Below are 18,814 nucleotides of genomic sequence, written 5' to 3'. Positions count from 1 at the left end.
TGGGAATTTTGAATATGAACGAAATGAAAGGACCGTTTCCGATTGAGGGAAACGGTCCTTTGTGTTTAGTTGAGATGGTAATGGTCGCCATACATTTGCCATTTTAAGGGGCGCTGGAGTTGAAAATTTTTGTCGCGAATAAACTGGCGCTGGGCGTTCAGCCGAGAGAGGTCGTGATGGGCAGCCTCTTGGCGCATGATGGGTGTGCGGGCTTTGAGAAAGGCTTGGAGATAGTGGGTCTCATTACCGCCTTGACGAGGTGTCTTAGCTAGTCGCTTGGCCTGACGGCGAATGCCACCGAAGCTACTCTTGTCCTTGCCAGGACCGTGAACCACCATGGCATCGTAATAGATGTATTGTCCTAGCGGACTCAGATTATCTTGCTTGGCCGCGCGCAACACGGGATTCAGGTACTCGGCATCTAAAATGTAATTTTCAGCTTGGGTGAGCTGGGGGTCCTTGGCAGCCTGATGCCAAGCTTTGATAAAAGGCCGGCCGAGTCCATGATGGGTAGATGACCCCACTGCGTCCCTGAGGGCGGGCAAATAAGGTTTGAGTTCATTATGATTAGGTTTCAAATGGACGTAACGTTGGATGACTTGACGGAGATCGCCGTTGGCCGTGGTAAACCCAATAATCCCAGCGGTGTAGCCACGTCCGTCGCCGATATCTTCGATATAACCGTACTGGCGGTGATAATTGGTGGTGGAATTTTCAGCACTCGAAACCAAGGCGAAGGTGGTCTTGCGGCGTTGACCGACTTTGATGGTGTGGTCGGGTTGATAGCCCGAAGTCGTGGATGGCGACTGGCAACCGGCTAGGGTGAGGACCAGTAGACCGATTGTTGTGATTATTTTCAATGAGTAGTGGGTCATGGGGATGGACTTCTTTCTCGGCACTGTGGATTTTACTCTAGTCTAACAAGATATTCATAACTCTAAAATGATTAGCTAGTGGTCTTAATCGATGTTTAATCGTTAACCCCACGTCAAATTGATTTTTATTGTACGGTGGTCAATCATTGGCAAAAGGGTTCAGTTCAGTATAATCAAAGCAACAAGCAAAGGAGGCTACGACCATGAGTCTTGGCACGACACTCAAACAGGTTCGCCAGCAACGACAGATCACCCAGCGTGAGGTGGCTCAGAATATTTGTGCGCAGTCGATGTTGTCGGCAATTGAAAATGACCGGTACATGCCCAATGCCGCCCTCTTGATGCGGTTGTGTGAGCGATTGGCAATCAGTCTAAACGAGATTAGTCTGGCCCAAAATTTTCAAGTAGGGCCTCAGGTGACGTTTAACCAGCGGATTGAGGAACTCTGCAATCAACATCGCTATGCGGAACTTCATGCTTTTCTGAAACAAGACGACGTGGTTGCGGCGATTGATTCCGACGAACAGACCCAGGCCTATTACTATTATCTAGGCGTCACAGATGTTCAGCTTGGCCCCAACCTCGACGCTGCGGGTCGGAACTTTCGGTTGAGCTTGGCGAGTGCGGTGAGTGGGCGGACAACAACACTGACTCGAATCGCTCAGGTGTCGCTGGCCTTAGTACGGGGACGCCAGCAGCGGCGGACGGAAGCCCAGAAGCTCGTCGCCACGGCGCTGGCAGCTCTGACCACCAGTCCTTACGAAGAAAATCTAAACATTTTGTTTTACTTAGCAGCTCTCCTGGATTTTGAGGCTCAGCGGGACCACGATGCCATGCAACGGCTGGTGGCGGGGATTCAGTTTGCGACTGACCATAACTCCCATTATCTATTAGCTAACGATTACCATCTGTTAGCCGTGATCGCGGATCGCAATGAGCGGCTGGCTAATACGGACTTTCACCAATCGGAAAGACTCCTCACAAAACTCTTCCACGAAAAAATATACGATCATTTCTAAATATCAGGATACTGATTTTAACCCTTTGGTGAGACCCGCTAGAATGGGGTCATCAACTAAAGGAGGTTCTTAGCATGACAAACATAGCAGTTTTTACCAATGAGGTTCTGGCCCAGGCGCCGGTCGCAACTGTCCAAAAGGTCCTGGCCGACCCGCGGGCACTATTGAAGTGGGTGCCCGACATTACGACGGTGACATCGGGGGCAAATGCCTTCGAGATTAAGCGGCAAGGGGCAGCCCTGAATCAGCACGAACGGCTTGCGGTGACGGCAACGGATGATCAAGTGACTTACCGGAGTACGCAGGGACGCTTGGCTTATCGCCTGGTCTTTACCCTCACGGCACAGGAAGCAGGAACGTTGATTCAAGAGGCACTGTACGTTCCGGATAGCACCGGCTTACCCGTAAAATTAATGGCTCCGATTGCGAAGCGGGCTTTTCAACAGAACCTGACACGTTTAGCCCAGATCGTCGCCAGCTAGTTACCAAAACAGGCACACCGGAGAATCTCGCGGTGTGCCTGTTGGTGTTATTTGACATGATTGACGACTGCTAGTTTATGGGGCATGTGCCGGACGGCCTTCTCGGCATGGTCGCGGTTGAGTTGCTTGACGATCTTCGGCAGCGTCGTCGTCGCCGTTTGGTCCTTGCGAAAGGAATGGACGATGAAGCTGTCGTAGATGACTTGTTGGTCTTTCAGGGTAAACCAGTTGGGAGCCAAGTTCTTCTGGGCGCTAGTGATGTGTTGGTCGGGCCAGACCAGATACTTGCGACGGCCTTGATGGGGATAGATCTCGATCTGCCAGCCAGCTTTCATGTCGGCGACCTCTTGCCAGCGTGGCAACTTGGTATGGTGAACGGCAAAGTAGATGATGGCGGCATAAGTCAGGCACTCGTCGTGTTGCAGTTCCGAGACAGTCAGTGGTTTTACTTTCGGTTTGGTGGTCGTTGGTTGGGTCTTGCGAGGTGTGGCGGTTGTTTTGGCCCCACAGGCCGTCAACGTGAGGCTGGCCAGAATGACTATTAGACTAGTGGCCCAGATTTTCTTAGACATTGGCTGATCCTTTCTCCAGATAAGTTTGAAGTCTAGTTTAGCCGTTATCGACCATTAGCGCAAAATAAAAAACCGGCTAGCCCCAGCTAGTCGGTCAGTTACTCAGTCAATTCTATGTCCAAACAAGAACCCTGATGATTTGTGCTATGTAGCGATAAGGTACGAACAGCCGACGCTATTCTAGTACCAGTGATGACTCTGCCAGAAACGCTTAGCCTTCGTCCAAGTGCCGTAACGACCACTGACGTAGTTGTTGGCAACCCGTTCTTGGTTAGCAGGTGAGTAATCACCGTGCAGGTAAGACTTCAGTAATTGGTAACGACCGTAACAACGACCATTACGAGCGGAGTAGTTGTAGCCGGATTCGCGCTTAGCGATCCATTTCTTAGCAGCTTTTTGTTTCTTCGAAAGATTCTTATTGATTTCGGCGATTTTCTTTGCCTGGCTCTTGGAGACCTTGCTCGATGCCTGAGCCGTAGTCGTGGTTTCAGGCATGAGGTTGGCCGTCACATCGGTAAGAGTCCCGAAGGAGAAGCCAAATAGTAATAATAATGTTGCGATTTTAATTTTAAATTTTGACATTTCGATAACTTCCTCATCCCTTAATTGCTAATTGCAGTATACCGGAGAAATGTTGCAAACATGTTAACAGCCGGTTACCGGGCAGTTAAAAGGACTTCACAACATCTGGGGAGTTAGAGTTGGCCCTGATTAGTGTTGGACCTTCAATTCCTTGAGGATCCTATGATACCGGGCTTAAGAAGTTCTTAAGAAATCAAAAAACAGCCATTCAAATATTACAAACGGCTGTCACATAACTTGTAACAAACTGGCAATATTGGGGTCAGATAATTAGTTGAGTAACCCAAAATAAGCAATTACCAGTGTTCCAAGGGCAATGCGGTACCACCCAAAGAGCTTGAAATCGTTGTTACGAATGTAGCTGAGAAGGAACTTAATGGCCAGATAGGCGACGAGAAAAGATACCACAGTCCCGGTCGTCAGCACCGCCAGCTGCATGCCGGTGAAGTGGTTACCATGGATGAGGTACTTCAAAACTTTTAAGCTAGAGGCACCCAGCATGGTGGGAATGGCCAGGAAAAAAGAGAATTCGGTAGCCACGTAGCGTGACGTTCCCAGTAAGATGGCACCTAAGATGGTGGCACCGGAGCGTGAGGTCCCGGGGACCATGGCCAGCACTTGACAGAGGCCGATCAGGACCGCCATCTTTACTGGGAGTTGGTTGAGATCGGTGTAACGGGGCCGCTTGGTTTTATTGTAGGTTTCAATCACAATGAACAGGATGCCGTAGACAATCAAGGTTCCTGCGATGACTTGCCAGCTCGTCAGGTGCGCATCCATCCAGTCGTTTAATGGCAGGCCCACGATGATCGCTGGCAGAACGGCAATGATGACCTTGACCCAGAGTACCCAGGTTTCGTGACGTTCCAGATGGCTTTTCCGTGGCGCCCAAGGATTGAGCTTGTTGAAGTAGATCACAACTACCGCCAAGATGGCACCCAACTGGATAACCACCATAAACATATTGATAAAGGCCGTGGGTTCATTGAGCTTTACGAAGGCGTCGGCTAAGTAAAGGTGGCCGGTGGAACTGATCGGCAGGAACTCCGTAATCCCTTCGATGATACCCAAGATGACCGCTTTAATGATTTCTAACACGCAAGGTCCTTCTTTCTAGAACGAGTAAGTCTGCCACAAGGTGACAGCGGTTAGGATTCATCGTATCGAATTGGTGTAAAGGAGGGATTGCGGTTGTGTAAAATGTTGGTAAATACCTGAGGACACTTAAATATAAAAATTGAGATATGATATCCAATAATTGATGCATAAGATAAGGAAGAGGCTGTGAAACTGTTTAAGAGTTTAGGATTGGAGATGACGACAGCTATTACTTTATTTTTAAAACAAAGTGTAGCGGAACAAGCTCTTCCATTCCGGCCGGCATGGAATCCGGATACCAGACAGGCAATGGCTGAAACAGAACAGGGTGTTGAGGAAACCTTTGAGTCGGTTGAGGCGTCGGAGAACCAAATTAACCATGACCTCAAAACTAAGAACGATTAGGCAAACCGCAAAGTTTAAACGTGATCTAAAGCGAATGGTGATAAAAAACCGTTATTCAAAAGAGAAATTAGTGGCAGCAGTTCATGAGATTTTTGTTGATGATCGTGAAATTTTACAATCAAAACATCATGATCATTCCTTGGCAGGGTAGCTGAGAGGATATCGTGAATTGCACATCGAACCAGATTGGCTTTTGATGTATTTTATCTATGACAAGGGGTTAATTTTGAGTTTGGTACGTACAGGAAAGCATCAAGATCTTTTCCTAAAGGTTGAAAGCACCAAAATAGACCACAACTCATGAGCTACTTGAGTTGTGGTGGAAAAAACAGTCTTTTTTTAATGTGAAGCCTTATCTAGTAGCCTGATAAGGCCATAGTAAAATTTAAAATTTCTCTTGCTAAGGAGTTAGGTGCAGGGTTTATGATATCTTTATCAATTAAGAAAGCAGGTGAGTTTCATTAATAGAAAGGATGTTTCAAAATTAATTGGCTTTTCATCCGACACTTTACGTTACTATGAACGAATTGGTGTGATTCCACCAATCAAGCGTGATAAGAATGGGTACCGTGATTATCGCCCCGTAGATTTGGATTGGTTATTTTTAGTGAGATGTTTAAAAGACGCTGGCCTATCTATGGAAGCCTTAATTGAATTTGCGAAGTTAAATCAAAGTGGAGAAAACGAGCCAGCTCAAAAGGCTATTCTACAGGAACAGCTCGAGAAATTAAATCAAAAGTCTGCTGAAATGAAACGAACTCGAAACTTACTGGAATATAAAATTGATACCTTTGAGGATCATATTGCCAAATTCAAAAGTGGTGAAATGGATGCTGATCATGTTGATGAGCTGTGGAAGATGGATAAATTTCAAGTTCATAAACAAAAATAAATAGATTTAAGATTTCGAAAAAGTACGCAATCATGAAAGAAGATATATATGACAACACAATATAAGAAAACTCTTGCTCCCTTTAGTTTTAAGAATGGGCTTACCCTTAAGAATCATATGGTTATGGCACCCATGACTACGTGGTCTGGAAACGCTGATGGTACGGTTTCTGATCAAGAGATGGTATATTATCGTCGTCGAGTTAACGGAATGGGGATGGTAATTACTGGATCGACTTCAGTTGCACCAAACGCTATTGGTTTCAGTGATCAGTTTGCCGGTTATGATGACAAGTTTATTCCGAGCCTTGCACGTTTGGCAGATGCTGCTAAGAGTGGTGGGGCTAAAGCAATTTTACAAATATTACATGCGGGAAATAAAACTAACACAAATTTAGTAGATCCAAAAGACATCGTTAGTGCTAGTCCAGTTTTAACAAAAGAAAGTACCTTTGTTGAGGCTTTTAGTCCCCGAGCTTTAACTGAGAAAGAAATTTTGGAGATTATTAAAGCATTTGGCGATACCACTAGAAGAGCAATTGTTGCCGGATTCGATGGTGTTGAATTACATGGGGCTTTTGGTTTTCTTTTCCAAAATTTTCTCTCACCATACTATAATAAGAGACACGACCAATGGGGTGGTTCGCTTGAAAATAGAATGCGCTTCGCCCTAGCTGTTGTTGACGAAATAAAATCGACAATTGCACTTTATGCTAAAAAACCTTTTGTCTTAGGCTATCGTATTACGCTTGAAGAACACCTTGATGGCGGCTTGCGTCTACATGATTCGTTAGCTTTGATTGATGAATTGATTAAGAAAGATATTGATTATGTTCATGTAACATTAAATAGTGTGTTGACTTCCAAGCCGATTGGTAATTCAGATGAGGATGCTACCTATCTTGAAACGTTAGTTAAATACATTAATCATCGTATTCCATTAATTTCAGCTGGTTCTTTGGATACACCAGATCAGGCTGAAGAAGCATTGGACGATGGCCTGGACCTTGCTGCAATTGCACATGGATTAATAATGAATCCCGATTGGGCTGAAAAGGTAAAGTCAGGAGAAACGTCAGATATTGAACAACAGCTGCATGTCTCTCAATTAGATAATATGAAATTACCAGATAAACTTTGGGGGATAATACAAAATTCAGGTGACTGGTTTGATATCGTTAACTAACCGTTGAAAGTCAATAATGTACAGTAAAGCCCCAGCGAGCCGGGGCTTTACTGTACAAAAATAGACATGGATTACTCCATGCTTGTATAATTGAGTCGTCTAAAACCAATATACAAGGAGAATCTATGCCCATGTCTTATACATCATTCAACCTCTGATTTTCACTACTCTTTTAAACATTTTTCTAAATTGGTCCAGTTACCCGTCGCACTTCGTCGTGCTAACATCCTTAAAACCAAGGGGACACCTGTCCCAATCCTACTTGAATGGCTTTTAGGTATAATTTTTCACCGTTACTCAATCTTTCGGGCGACCGCAACGGATTTTTCAAAAAAGACTGCTCGAAATTGCTTGAATGATCCACGAACCAACTGGCAACGCCTGGTTACACTCCTGGCAGTCCGGCTTATTCAATACGTCCATCATTTTACAGATTCAAGACGCCGCCAAGCACTCATCCTCGATGATTCCTTATTTAAGCGCGAGTTTTCTAAGAAAACTGAGCTACTAGCTTGGGTCTTCGACCACGATAAACAAGTGTACTTCAAGGGATTTCGCACCCTAACTTTGGGATGGAGCGATGGTAATACCTTTCTTCCCATCCGCTTCGCTTTAATGTCCTCCAGTCATCCTAAAAACCAAATTGGCATCTTTAAAAAATTTGATTGCCGGACTTTGGCGGCTCGCCGTCGTGCGCAAGCACAATGAAAGATGAATGACGTTGCTTTGGAACTGGTGGATGCCGCGGTGGGGGCTGGTATTAAGGCCCGCTACGTGCTCTTTGATAGTTGGTTTGCATCTCCACATATGTTCGCTGAGCTACTGAAGCGTGGACGTTATGGCATTGGCATGTTGAAAAAATCTAAGAAGGTTTACTTCCGGTACCGGGGCCGCCAAATGGATGTAAAAACGCTATATAACCAGCTTCAACGTAGTAAGTGGCCGACCAAGGCCCACTACTTGTATAGTCCCATCGTTACCTTTGACGTCGAGGGGCATTTAATGCCTGTCAAATTAGTCTTCGTCATAAAATGTGGGCATCCTAATGATTATCTGGTCTTGGGAACCACGAAAACTGACCTTCACCCGCAAGAGATTATTCAAATGTATGCTCGTCGCTGGCAGATTGAGGGTTATTTCAAAGTTGCTAAACAATATCTTCAATTCGATAAAACCCAGATTCAAAGCTACGACGGGTTTTGTGGCCACATGGCTCTGACCCTAATGGGCTATGATATTTTGGCCTTAGCACAACGAGAGAATCAAGATGATCGAACCTTTGGCGGGATATTTTTCGAATATTCCCGACCCCTACCAGAAATTTCGTTCACTAATGCCTTGGATTGGTTGATGAAGATCCTAACTGGTATAGCTAAAAAAATTGACATGAGTGAAACGCTATTGAACATGATTTTCGACGAATTTATGAAAGCCTTACCAAGCAACCTGGTCAGGTTGCTTGGTAAGGCTCAATGAAGTATAAAGTTTATTTTAACCAGCTTCAGTTCAAGTATCCCAAGGGCTGTAGTCTATTTGAGTGCTTTCAACCCTTAGATCTTTTCTAAATAAAAGCCACGATCCGCCAAGTAAAGGGCGAGTCGTGGCTATTTGTTTACAGTAAATGAATGTTAGCAGCTTCGCATTTGTCGATCATTTCTTGTGGCCAGAGGGAAGCTTGCACCTCACCCACGTGGGCTTTACCCAGTAACAACATGCATAGACGGGATTGGCCAATTCCACCACCGATGGTGAATGGGACTTCTTCGTTTAAGACCATTTGGTGATAAGGCAGGGTCAAACGGTCCTCGGCGTCAGCCAACTTGAGTTGTTTACGCAGTGAGTCGGCGTCGACCCGAATCCCCATGCTGGAGATTTCCATTGCCTTGTTCAGGGGTTCGTACCAGAAGAGAATGTCGCCGTTTAATTCCCAGTCATCGTAGTCAGGGGCCCGGCCATCATGACGTTTGCCGCTCTTTAATTCGCCACCGATCTTCATTAAGAAGACACAGCCAAGTTCTTTGGTAATGGCGTTCTCCCGTTCTTTAGGCGTGAACTTAGGGTAACGGTCTTCCAATTCTTGCGTTGTGATGAAGTGAATTTCATCGGGTAAGTGGTGAACAGCTTGGGGGAACTTATACCAAACTTCGTGTTCCATGTGCTTAATCACCTTGAAGATGGTCCGAACGGTCTGCTTCAACGTGTCGAGCGTCCGTTCTTCCTTGGTGATAACCTTTTCCCAGTCCCATTGGTCAACGTAAGCGGAGTGGTAGTTGTCCAGGTCTTCGTCCTTACGAATGGCATTCATGTTGGTGTAGAGACCTTCGTGCAGGTCAAAGCCGTAACGCTTCAAGGCGACCCGTTTCCACTTAGCTAAGGAGTGGACGATTTCAATCTGCGCGTCGCCCATGTCAGCCATGGTAAAGGAGACTGGTTTTTCAACCCCGTTCAAGTTATCGTTCAGCCCAGTGGCCTTGTCGACAAACATGGGTGCGGACAGCCGTGACAGATTTAATTGGTCACCGAATTCGTCTTGGAAGGTTTCACGGATGTACCGGATAGCCTTTTGCGTTTCTTTAACCGACAGCTTTGGTTCGTATGATTCTGGAATAATTAAATGCATGGTCCATTTCTCCTTTACGTGTTGGATTAAGACAAAAGAAAAAGCCTTCCGTCCCCTCAGAAAATCAAGGGACGAAAGGCTACTTTCGCGGTACCACCCAAGTTGTCTATCTCAAATAGACCAGCTCAATTGGAGTACAATCATACTCCACCGATGGTAACGTATCGGTCACGGCTTAACTTACTTCAACCAAGGTTGGTTCGGTCAGCAACTAAGAAAGTGTTATTCGGATAGGTCAACGCTGATTGGGTTTTCACTAGCTCCCAACTCACTGGCAGGTTGACGAATCGTACTTGTCTTTCCTCCGTTTTTTATCTTGTGAAACCTATACTAGCATCTTTTTTTGATTTGTAAACAGGAAAATTAAAAAGAAATGAGTAATTTTCTTATGAAATCGTGACCAAACCCCCGTTGTTCTAAGAGTTTTCACAGTTTGAAAAAAGTTTTTGAAAAACCTGCGAAAAACTGGCGGCGGATTTCGTTAGTACTAGTAGGGGGAGCGCTCTTCGATAGCAGTTAGAAGCCGTCATGTCGTAAATAGGCGTTAAGTAGATCGTCTTGAAGCAAGGCATGTTGATGGTTTTTAATAAATTCAGCGTTGTTAAAGGGATTTGGAATTCTAGGTAAATAAACAATGGCTTCGTTTCGACCCGAATAGACATCGTAGTAGTCAACGCTAGCTTCAATTTCTCTAGGAATTGGCAGAATAGTTTCGCCATTTAAAATTTGCTTTTTTATGGACTTCATGGGGCACCGCTTGCACCAATGTAAGGTGATTGCAGTAATCTTACAAGAAAAACGCGTCACAGCCTGATGACCGCAACGCGTTAGGAATTCTGTTCAGTTAATCTTGTTTCCGGCGAATCACGAGAGTTTGGCTTAAGGATAACAAAACGAGTCCCAATTCGGCTAGCCACGGTGTGTTCTGTTCGCTAGTTTGTGGCAGAGTAGCACTGTTGGCCGATTGCTCAGCATTCGCTGAGGTCGTCATCGCATGTCCACCGGTCGTTTGAACGCCCTTTGCGGGTGCAGTACCCATAGACGTTGGGTGTTGGTGTTCACCGGGGTGTTTGGGTACAGGCGTAACCTGAGGGGCGTGAACGGTCTTCAATATTGGCTTGGCTGGTGTCGTTGGTTTAGAAGGCGTCGTCGGCTTATCCGGCGTTGTCGTACCAGTACCCGTCGACCCGGGATCGGTCGTTGGATTGTTTGTATTAGTGTTTCCCGTCGAGGTATTGCTACCGCTATCGGGAATTGTCGGCGCGTTGACGGTCAGTGTAACCTGATCGGGGGTCACGACATTACCGTTGGCATCTGTGTACGTGTAGGTCAGGGTATAAGTCCCGGGCGTGCTAGCATCAAAGGTTGCTGGGTCGAGCGTGTTATTGTCACTGTCCATGATAGTAACCGCAATCTTGGAACCATCGGCTGCGGTGCCTATAGTTGGTGTGGCAATGCGAGTCCCGTCGACAGCTGTTTGGCCAGTGATGGCGTCGGTTGGCGTCCACTTGGTTCCGGCCGTGATAGATTGGTCCGCTACGGTTAAGGTGCTGGCGGCTGGCTTGACAGTGATTGTCGATGTGGCAATCGTCGAAATTATTTGAGATCCTGAAACATAATGGTTGTTATTGCCTTGCGCGTCGTCATACTCGTAGGTCACAGTATAGGTTCCAGGCTTCTGTATAGCTTTTTGTAGATCGGCTTGCGTGATAACCTTACCAGCACTATCTTTAATCGTCATGATGATTTTTCCCAAGTCAGGTGTGTTACCGGCGATAGCCTGATCTACCGTTAACGGGCTACCATCAGGGGCAAGTCCCTTTAAAGTATCGGCAGGATCCCAGCTGTTTTTATTTCCGGCATAAAAGGTTTTGTCACTAGAATCAAGCTTAGTTTGAATATAATTTGTGTAGAAATAGTAAGTTTGACCGGGAACGGGTGTCGTATCGCTGACGGATGTCAAGTCAATTTTGGTCGGCTCTAACAGGGCCGTGGTCGGGCGTGCCTGAGCGACGGGATTGTTGGGATCGGTTCCCATGTATTGCGGCCGCCAGTAACGACTTGTGTATTTTTTATCGACCGTGGTACTCATCAATTCGGCAGGGTTAATCTGGGTTCCAGGGGCGCCGGTATAGAGGGTACCGCTATATATCGTTTTTGAGGGGTTAGCGACCAAGCTAACCTGATAGTTACTCTTTACTTGAATCGCGACGTAATCGAGTTTTCCGTAGTTGGCGTTTACGTCGGCCCCGTTATTTTTCCAAATACCAACTAAGTTAGTATCCGGCCAGTCAGCCGCATTAGGTCCAAAAAGGTTGACTGCATTGAGACTCATATAGCCGCTATTGGTGTTGGCATAGGTTTGATCACCAATTCCCATGTAAAGTACGTCGGTAGTTGCCAACTCAATTGGCGTTCCACTGGGGTTATTAACTGTTAAAGAAGTGTATGTTTGAGGATTAGTTGAAGGTGCCGTGGAAACTAGGGTCTCCATGTGAATTTGGCTAGAAAATCCCCGTATGCCGTCCTTACCGGTGAATTGGGCTTCGGCGTTTGGTTTGAAGTAGAACACCTGACGGTCGTCGCTGGTGTTGCTGAGCTGAGAGACGGTGAGAGTTGAGACATTGACGTACGGAACGCCGTTTGTGGGATTAACATCGGCCTGAAGCTTTTTGACGTAAGCGTCGGCACCATCTTGAACATGTTTTAACGTCGCTGAGATTGACACAGGGAGGATAACGTAAAAGCCGTAGACACTTTCGGGGAAATCATCATCAGCAAAGTTTTCGGTGTCATACGGAACCAATCCAACTAGGGCCATCGAATTGTAGGGAACATATTTGCTACCACCAAGACTCACGTAAAAATTCGCTAAAGCGGGTTGCTTTGTGACAAGGGTCCCGGTTACCGGTGTGCCATTGATATCCTTACCAGTTTTGACAACGGGAGTATCTTCGGCGACAGGAGCCAGCATCCTAGGCAATGAATTAGTGTGAAGATCGGAAGCTGGATCAGCGGCAGACAGAGTCGAATTAGCGCCAGAATGTGCTGGATCAGCGGTTGATGAAGCTGGACTAGCAACAGAATGTGCCGGATCAGCAGTAGACGAAGCCGGACTAGCAACAGAGTGTACCGGATCAGCGGTTGATGAAGCTGGACTAGCAACAGAGTGTACCGGATCAGCGGTTGATGAAGCTGGACTAGCAACAGAGTGTACCAGATCAGCAGTAGACGAAGCTGGATCAGCGGTTGATGTTGCTAGCTTTACAGATTTCGGGGGAACTGTCCCGGAATCCGCCACTTCAGCAAGATTGTCATCGTCCTCATTCGTAGCGGCGTTGGCAGTGGTTGAGACACCTAATCCCGCAACGAGAACGCCAGAGGCAATTGCGCCCACTAGCCATAATTTTCCTGCTTTATAAAGTTTGAAATGAAGCTTAGTAGTTTGTGAATGGTCCTCAATTTTGCGGATATTCATTGTCATTTCTCCTCACTCATTTTGGCCGAGCAGCTAACGACAAATAACCCGAGGAGAACGCCGCGGTCGAATGGTTTCTTATAGAGGTAATGTTACCACAAAACTATTTATTTACACATTGATTAAACCGTAAAAATAATCCCGTGGTTTACAGGCGTGGTGATAGTCAAACTGTCAAATATTTGGCGACAATTGGATTAAACGATTAGGGCCTTCATACCGCGGGGAGAAACGGTTGCAACGGGTTAAAAACATCGTGCCTATGTGGCGTTATTTACTGACTAAAAGTTTGTAATTTCTGCATATCACAATTTTTGAAGGTTGTTACCGACAAATAAAAAGACGAGCATCGATTGCTCGCCTAAGTTTCAGGATTAGTCTGGTAGAATCTTAACTTCTTGAAGGTGGTCTTGGCTAACGGTGAACTGGAAGGGACTCGTGCCGTTGAAGCCATTTCCGGTGACCACTATATCAACGATCCAGGTCTGTGGATCAGTCTGACGAAAGTCAGCGAGTTCGAAGTGCGATTGTTTGCCAATGTTGTCGGTCTGGTTCCAGGAGGCAATTCCGTCTGTGCCATGGTATTCGGTGCCCCAGTCATTTAGCACGGCATCTGGGGTAAATAAGGCGACAAACCCGGCAGAGTCGCTGGCATTCGTGGTGTTGATGAAGGCCGTAATCGCAGCGGGTAACGTTAAATCATCCATCAGTAAGACTCCTTAGTGGTTCAAGATAGTCCTATCAAACCATCTCACCTTTGAAAAGTCAACGGATTGAGGCGTTAACTATGGGCCGCCTAAATTGGTCGTCTGCGGCTGCCAGGGATTCCATTTGCTGTGGGGACGCTTCAGCCCTGTGGGCTTCTCGCTCGATTTGAAGCCGCCAGGGTCGGCGTCTTCAAATTCACCCGTGTTGTAAGGCCGAGAAGCAACGCTCGGTCTAACAACATCTTCACGGCTGGTTCCATCCCTGGCCCCCTTCGACTAAATAGGATGTCTAACGCCTCATCGCTTATGTTGAAACTAGTAATGGTATCGGTATAGTGTAAAACGTTTATCAAAACTTTTCAGTAGTTATCCAGTCCATTTTTCCTTTGGCGCCAGGCGATCGCAAGCGTATACTGGGAGGTAATCATTTTTATTTCACAGGAGGACACATGATTACTTTAAAATCAGACCGCGAAATTGCGGGGATGCAGGCCGCTGGCGACATTTTAGCGGGCTTGTTTCACAAATTAGAAGACTACATTCAGCCAGGGATGAGCACCTGGGACATCGACCACTTTTCCTACAAATACATCGTGGATCACGGCGCAACGCCCGGTGAACTGAACTTCGAAGGGTACAAGTACTCGACGTGTATCAGTGTCAACGACGTCATCTGTCATGGTTGTCCCAGCAAGGACATCATCGTTAAGAATGGCGATCTCATCAAGCTCGACACGGTGATCGACTACAAGGGTTACCTGAGCGACGCGTGCCACGCCATCGTGGTGGGTAAGGCGTCTCCTGAGGTTCAGAAGTTGATGGACGTGACGCGCAAGGCCCTTTATCTGGGGATTGACCAGGCAGTCGTGGGTAACCGGATTGGGGATATTGGCTTTGCCATTCAAGATTACGCGGAAAACCAATTGGATTACGGCGTGGTTCGTGATTACATTGGTCATGGCATTGGGCCGACGATGCACGAGAGTCCCGACGTGCCCCATTACGGTAAGCCCGGTCACGGCAAACGCCTCAAGGCGGGAATGACCATCACCATTGAACCCATGATTAACGTGGGCTCCTACGAATGTTCCGGCCCAGATGACGATGGCTGGACGATTCACACAGTCGATGGTAGCCTGAGCTGTCAGTACGAGCACACCTTAGTTGTGACCGAAGACGGCCCCAAGATTTTGACGTCATTCGACCACGAACGCGACGCTAAATATTTGTTACCATAGGTCAGTCAAGAAAGTTGGGTTAGAAAAGATGAAACAACAGAAGACTTTAACGGAACTGCTGACGAATGCCCCTCGGGTGTTCTTAGTTCCTCACAATGTTCGTCAAGAGGTCCCGGTGCACGTGGCCGAGACCGATCTAACCATTGGGGTGGATGCCGTCGGTGGTGACAATGAAGATCCTTATGTCTGGGCGCCAAACTTTCTCTACACGTTCTGTCACGCCCATGGCAATCGCTACCAAGGGTCGCTACTGGAGGATGTTCCGGTGGGGTCAGTGATCATCTTCCTGGCTTTACCAGCCCCAGAGAAGGGGCGCCCGTCATGGAAGAACGCCACGCACGTGCAGATTGATACCGTCATGACGGTACAGGCGCAGGTGAAATGGCAGTTGGATAACCCACCATTAACGTTGGCGGCCCTCCAGCAACAGTTTCAGGAGGCGCCGGCTTATTTGGGTGACGGACAAGCCATTGAGAATCACCTGCCCTATATCGATACGCCGACACGTCGACTGTTGAGCAAGAATCCCGGGCACGATTGGCCGGTGCACAATGACTGGCAGAGCTACGTGACGCTAGTGGGTGATCCGGAGAACTCCTTCCTGCCACTAGGTGCGGACAAGCACATTGTGGATATCCAGGGGGATCTGGCCAAGGCCCTGATAAACTATATCCAGATCAACAAACGTAACCGGGCGGCCGTTCTGGATCTGCCAGAGTTAGTGGCACTTCAACCGGCCAAGGGGGCCCGCGTCTACTTCCGACGAACTGAACGGGTCTTAGCGGATGGTACAACCAATCCGCTGTGGGCTGAGATGATTGATCCGCTGGTTCAGGCCATCGACGACCAGCTGGCTTATCGGGTTACTGGCAGTGAGCTTGTCGATCAGCGACCTTAATTGAAAATTGTTTTAGGGACGATGTCTGCGGGTGTCGTCCTTTTTTTGTGAGTAGAAGCAAGATCTCGTTCATACCCGGTTCAAATATATAGCCTCTAGAAAGTAAATCGAGATAACTATGACGTTGGTGGTGAATTAGCCTAATCGGTCAAGTCAGCTAAAATCATGGCCTGAATCGGGTTTGAAAGGATCGTGTGATGGCCATGTTGGCAGACTTCGTTGGTGATAAAACGTTTAACTTAAATACTAGTCAACTCAATTAACGATTAATCCTTGAAATACCTTTCAGTTCAGTTATAATACAGGTGTAGAGACGACTATCCACATTTTGAAATATGTGGTGAACAAATAAATTTAACCATGCATGCCGCTTGACTGTTTAAATTAAATTGTAAGCGCATACAGAAACAAACTGACTAGGGCAGGTTTTACTTCACGAGGAGGAAGCAATCATGAGGACACCAATGATGGGACAAGCCAAGGAACACTACAAGAGTTACAAGGCCGGCAAGCGCTGGGTTTACGCCAGTATTACCGTTATTGCGTTGGGGTTAGGCCTGACAGGAATCACGACGGCGCAGGCGGAAGTCGCACCGACTAACGAACCGACCACGACGGAGGTTGCTAAGGCTCAACCTGAAGTTAAGGATGAGGTTGAAGCGGATGTCACAGAGGGTGACGACCAAGCAGACAAGCTAGATGATGCAGACAAGCTAGACGATGCAGACAAGCTAGATGATGCAGACAAGTTGCAGCAACCAGCCGAGACGCCGGGGTCTGTGCAGGACGGGAACCCGGATAAACAGCCGGGCCAAGCGTCCAATCAATCTTTGGAAAAAGATAAGGTCGCTTCGAATGTTAAGGTACCAGACAATGTGACCCACGACGAGCAACCGACCTCGCATGAGCTAGGAAGTTCGCGGATGATGAGTCCAAACACATTGGTTAAAGAGGCGCCATCCATCGTTGGTCAGAACGCTGATGAGTGGATGCCAGACAAGGCGACTCAGGGCTGGGTGATCGCCGCGGTTAAACAGGCGGAACGCAATCAATTTCTAACAATCGACGCCTCCAACCTCTATCAATATATCAGTGCACCACTGTTCTTGAGTTATCAAAAGACCAACGTTAACACTTTTGGTGAAATCCATGATCTGACGGGGCTTCAGTATTTTACTAAGACGACCGCCTTTGAATGGGCCTACAACGTTCCCACGAATGGTCTGATCGATATGAGTTTTGCTCCAGACCTCAAGACTTACATGCTGTTGGGAGCCGATTATACGGGTGCTGTGAAGATTAATATGCAAATGAGTCCCGAGACCTTCGTCAACACGTATCTGGGTTAAAACACCAAGTTGACGCAATTAGACTTAACTGATACCGGATTGACTGGTTCTGTGGCCGGCTTGGCGGCTTACCAGAATCTGACACAGTTGCGACTTTCTAACAATCAACTGACCGGAGATCTTTCCCCACTGACGCAATTACCTAATTTGGCCCAATTGCTTGTGGATGGTAATCAATTAACGGGTAAGTTACCAGCACCGGCAAACTGGCCTAATTTGGTACAGTACGATGTCCAAGGTAATCAACTGAGTGGCGATTTGCCAGACTTTACCGGGTTCACCGGGGATTTCTGGGCGGATGATAACCACTTCAGTACAGGGACCTACAGCACCCAATCGGCTTACTACCAGACAATTAGTGGTAAGACTTACACGCTGACGCCAACTCAGAGGAGTTTTGACCCCATCACGGATGTTGTCAATGGGGTTCAGGATGCCACTGGTCAGATTGATCCGGACAATACCTTGGGGTTATCACGCTTTGGTAATCGTTGGACGGTCGTTTCCGGAACGCCAACGGCTGATGTGAAGGGCTCAACCTTCGATGCTTGGGCACAGACCCAGCAAGATGCGTCATCACTGTTCACGGTCAGTGCCGACCCGGACAATCCCTTAGGTTTCATGATGACAGCTAATGGGGATGTCCCAGATGGCACTTACAGCATTTATGTTTACAGTTCTAAGTATGGTGCGGGGCACACTTATCTGGGTTACGTGACGTTTGACATCGTTAATGGCGAAGACCCAGTGTATCCTGTCGCTCCAGTGGATCCAACGCCTGGGATCACTACCGGAACGGTGACGGTGGTTAACGTTGACGAGAATGGCCATGTCATCAGCCAACACGTCGAGACTGGGACGGTCGGGGATAGTTACACGGTTACCGCACCCGAATTGGATGGTTACGAGTTAACGAGTCCAAGTTCAGTGACTGGGACTTACACGACAGCGGGCTCGACCGTGACCTTTACGTACAAAACATCAGGCCAAGATGGCGATAATGCGGCGATTGGAGAGCCAGTCGCAAGACCCCAAACGAAGCAGAACGCGCTAACTAACGGGGGAGCAGGCGATAAGGTTGTCAACAAGAGGGGACAAGCAGTGAAGACAAGCACTGGTCGTGTCATGACTTTAGCCAGTCATGAGAATTCAGCAGCTATCCAACGAGCTACCCAGACGACTTTGCCGCAAACTGATGAGGCTTCCTCTACGAGTTGGTTGGTTGCGGGGATGGCAGTCTTGGTTGCCACCTTAGGGCTAGCTGGTTTTCGAAGCAAGCGGCGGCATTAGGCGAGAAAAATCACCGCTAGGCAGAATTGAAAAGAAATAGACGTTAAGAGGCTGTGACATAAGTCTCCAAAATGAAAGCTGGTTGAGAGGAATCTTCGGATTTCTCCCGACCAGCTTTTTGGTA

The 18,814-nt window shown here is 47.3% G+C and carries 17 protein-coding genes and 2 pseudogenes; 11 read left to right on the top strand and 8 right to left on the bottom strand.

Translation table 11 applies throughout. From position 1 onward, the window contains the following. Positions 1 to 65 precede the first annotated feature (65 nt). Positions 66 to 860 carry a chitosanase gene (locus EKM70_RS07820; RefSeq protein WP_225416406.1) on the bottom strand — a complete coding sequence of 265 codons (795 nt, stop codon included), beginning with the start codon at positions 858 to 860 and terminating at the stop codon, positions 66 to 68. Positions 861 to 1,078: 218 nt separating this feature from the next. Between EKM70_RS07820 and EKM70_RS07815 the strand changes: the two genes are divergently transcribed. Together EKM70_RS07815 and EKM70_RS07810 are read left to right on the top strand one after the other, a co-directional pair. Next, a complete protein-coding gene (locus EKM70_RS07815) occupies positions 1,079 to 1,894 on the top strand; it encodes a helix-turn-helix domain-containing protein (protein ID WP_125546769.1) in 816 nt (271 codons plus the stop codon). A gap of 74 nt (positions 1,895 to 1,968) precedes the next feature. Further along, positions 1,969 to 2,376 (top strand): SRPBCC family protein, encoded by a 408-nt coding sequence (locus EKM70_RS07810; protein ID WP_125546767.1) that lies wholly within the window; start codon positions 1,969 to 1,971, stop codon positions 2,374 to 2,376. A 47-nt stretch (positions 2,377 to 2,423) separates the two neighbouring features. Here EKM70_RS07810 and EKM70_RS07805 read toward each other — a convergent pair whose 3' ends face one another. The 3 genes from EKM70_RS07805 to EKM70_RS07795 all read right to left on the bottom strand — a co-directional run bounded on the left by EKM70_RS07805 (position 2,424) and on the right by EKM70_RS07795 (position 4,628). Next, positions 2,424 to 2,948, bottom strand: a complete 525-nt coding sequence (locus EKM70_RS07805; protein WP_125546766.1) for a hypothetical protein — start codon at positions 2,946 to 2,948, stop codon at positions 2,424 to 2,426. 180 nt (positions 2,949 to 3,128) lie between these two features. Next, positions 3,129 to 3,530: an aggregation-promoting factor C-terminal-like domain-containing protein gene (locus tag EKM70_RS07800; RefSeq protein WP_057877676.1), complete on the bottom strand. Its 402-nt coding sequence runs from the start codon at positions 3,528 to 3,530 to the stop codon at positions 3,129 to 3,131. A 270-nt stretch (positions 3,531 to 3,800) separates the two neighbouring features. After that, positions 3,801 to 4,628, bottom strand: coding sequence for an undecaprenyl-diphosphate phosphatase (locus EKM70_RS07795; RefSeq protein WP_125546764.1), 828 nt, complete (start codon positions 4,626 to 4,628; stop codon positions 3,801 to 3,803). Between the two features lie 183 nt (positions 4,629 to 4,811). Between EKM70_RS07795 and EKM70_RS07790 the strand changes: the two are divergent. The 5 genes and pseudogenes from EKM70_RS07790 to EKM70_RS07770 form a co-directional block, all read left to right on the top strand. Next, positions 4,812 to 5,033 (top strand): annotated as a pseudogene (locus EKM70_RS07790) (type II toxin-antitoxin system RelB/DinJ family antitoxin); the annotation flags it as partial. Between the two features lie 151 nt (positions 5,034 to 5,184). Next, the gene (locus EKM70_RS11650; RefSeq protein WP_404819867.1) at positions 5,185 to 5,337 is read left to right on the top strand and encodes a type II toxin-antitoxin system mRNA interferase toxin, RelE/StbE family; all 153 of its coding nucleotides are present in this window, start codon (positions 5,185 to 5,187) and stop codon (positions 5,335 to 5,337) included. A 156-nt stretch (positions 5,338 to 5,493) separates the two neighbouring features. Continuing rightward, positions 5,494 to 5,925: a MerR family transcriptional regulator gene (locus EKM70_RS07780; RefSeq protein WP_125546826.1), complete on the top strand. Its 432-nt coding sequence runs from the start codon at positions 5,494 to 5,496 to the stop codon at positions 5,923 to 5,925. Positions 5,926 to 5,973: 48 nt separating this feature from the next. Continuing rightward, positions 5,974 to 7,110: an NADH-dependent flavin oxidoreductase gene (locus tag EKM70_RS07775; RefSeq protein ID WP_125546762.1), complete on the top strand. Its 1,137-nt coding sequence runs from the start codon at positions 5,974 to 5,976 to the stop codon at positions 7,108 to 7,110. A gap of 138 nt (positions 7,111 to 7,248) precedes the next feature. Then, a pseudogene (locus EKM70_RS07770) lies at positions 7,249 to 8,586 on the top strand (IS4 family transposase). Between the two features lie 136 nt (positions 8,587 to 8,722). Here EKM70_RS07770 and asnA read toward each other — a convergent pair. The 4 genes from asnA to EKM70_RS07750 all read right to left on the bottom strand — a co-directional run bounded on the left by asnA (position 8,723) and on the right by EKM70_RS07750 (position 13,915). After that, positions 8,723 to 9,730 carry an aspartate--ammonia ligase gene (gene asnA / locus EKM70_RS07765; protein WP_125546760.1) on the bottom strand — a complete coding sequence of 336 codons (1,008 nt, stop codon included), beginning with the start codon at positions 9,728 to 9,730 and terminating at the stop codon, positions 8,723 to 8,725. Between the two features lie 516 nt (positions 9,731 to 10,246). Next, on the bottom strand, positions 10,247 to 10,477 hold the full coding sequence (locus tag EKM70_RS07760; protein WP_125546758.1) for a hypothetical protein: 231 nt from the start codon (positions 10,475 to 10,477) through the stop codon (positions 10,247 to 10,249). 97 nt (positions 10,478 to 10,574) lie between these two features. Continuing rightward, the gene (locus EKM70_RS11410; RefSeq protein WP_164506357.1) at positions 10,575 to 13,208 is read right to left on the bottom strand and encodes a KxYKxGKxW signal peptide domain-containing protein; all 2,634 of its coding nucleotides are present in this window, start codon (positions 13,206 to 13,208) and stop codon (positions 10,575 to 10,577) included. Positions 13,209 to 13,582: 374 nt separating this feature from the next. Continuing rightward, positions 13,583 to 13,915 carry a nuclear transport factor 2 family protein gene (locus tag EKM70_RS07750; protein ID WP_125546755.1) on the bottom strand — a complete coding sequence of 111 codons (333 nt, stop codon included), beginning with the start codon at positions 13,913 to 13,915 and terminating at the stop codon, positions 13,583 to 13,585. A 449-nt stretch (positions 13,916 to 14,364) separates the two neighbouring features. Between EKM70_RS07750 and map the strand changes: the two genes are divergently transcribed. From map to EKM70_RS07730, 4 genes are all read left to right on the top strand, one after another. After that, positions 14,365 to 15,153 (top strand): type I methionyl aminopeptidase, encoded by a 789-nt coding sequence (gene map, locus EKM70_RS07745; RefSeq protein WP_125546753.1) that lies wholly within the window; start codon positions 14,365 to 14,367, stop codon positions 15,151 to 15,153. A 28-nt stretch (positions 15,154 to 15,181) separates the two neighbouring features. Then, positions 15,182 to 16,051: a hypothetical protein gene (locus EKM70_RS07740; RefSeq protein WP_125546751.1), complete on the top strand. Its 870-nt coding sequence runs from the start codon at positions 15,182 to 15,184 to the stop codon at positions 16,049 to 16,051. 452 nt (positions 16,052 to 16,503) lie between these two features. Next, on the top strand, positions 16,504 to 17,400 hold the full coding sequence (locus EKM70_RS07735; RefSeq protein WP_125546750.1) for a KxYKxGKxW signal peptide domain-containing protein: 897 nt from the start codon (positions 16,504 to 16,506) through the stop codon (positions 17,398 to 17,400). A gap of 9 nt (positions 17,401 to 17,409) precedes the next feature. Further along, entirely contained in the window at positions 17,410 to 18,690 is a 1,281-nt protein-coding gene (locus tag EKM70_RS07730) for a MucBP domain-containing protein (protein ID WP_125546748.1), read from the top strand. The last annotated feature ends 124 nt before the right edge of the window (positions 18,691 to 18,814 follow it).

It is taken from the genome of Levilactobacillus lindianensis, from assembly GCF_003946095.1.
Lineage (GTDB): Bacteria > Bacillota > Bacilli > Lactobacillales > Lactobacillaceae > Levilactobacillus > Levilactobacillus lindianensis.
Note: the sequence above shows the minus strand (reverse complement) of the source record. Positions and strands in the feature narration are given on the sequence as shown.

What these genes read in the sequence shown, in the direction of transcription:
- EKM70_RS07750 (WP_125546755.1), bottom strand. Translation starts at nt 13,915, where the DNA reads ATGGATGATTTAACGTTACCCGCTGCGATTACGGCCTTCATCAACACC.
- map (WP_125546753.1), top strand. Translation starts at nt 14,365, where the DNA reads ATGATTACTTTAAAATCAGACCGCGAAATTGCGGGGATGCAGGCCGCT.
- EKM70_RS07760 (WP_125546758.1), bottom strand. Translation starts at nt 10,477, where the DNA reads ATGAAGTCCATAAAAAAGCAAATTTTAAATGGCGAAACTATTCTGCCA.
- EKM70_RS07815 (WP_125546769.1), top strand. Translation starts at nt 1,079, where the DNA reads ATGAGTCTTGGCACGACACTCAAACAGGTTCGCCAGCAACGACAGATC.
- EKM70_RS07735 (WP_125546750.1), top strand. Translation starts at nt 16,504, where the DNA reads ATGAGGACACCAATGATGGGACAAGCCAAGGAACACTACAAGAGTTAC.
- EKM70_RS07805 (WP_125546766.1), bottom strand. Translation starts at nt 2,948, where the DNA reads ATGTCTAAGAAAATCTGGGCCACTAGTCTAATAGTCATTCTGGCCAGC.
- EKM70_RS11410 (WP_164506357.1), bottom strand. Translation starts at nt 13,208, where the DNA reads ATGAATATCCGCAAAATTGAGGACCATTCACAAACTACTAAGCTTCAT.
- EKM70_RS07740 (WP_125546751.1), top strand. Translation starts at nt 15,182, where the DNA reads ATGAAACAACAGAAGACTTTAACGGAACTGCTGACGAATGCCCCTCGG.
- EKM70_RS07800 (WP_057877676.1), bottom strand. Translation starts at nt 3,530, where the DNA reads ATGTCAAAATTTAAAATTAAAATCGCAACATTATTATTACTATTTGGC.
- EKM70_RS07775 (WP_125546762.1), top strand. Translation starts at nt 5,974, where the DNA reads ATGACAACACAATATAAGAAAACTCTTGCTCCCTTTAGTTTTAAGAAT.
- asnA (WP_125546760.1), bottom strand. Translation starts at nt 9,730, where the DNA reads ATGCATTTAATTATTCCAGAATCATACGAACCAAAGCTGTCGGTTAAA.
- EKM70_RS07810 (WP_125546767.1), top strand. Translation starts at nt 1,969, where the DNA reads ATGACAAACATAGCAGTTTTTACCAATGAGGTTCTGGCCCAGGCGCCG.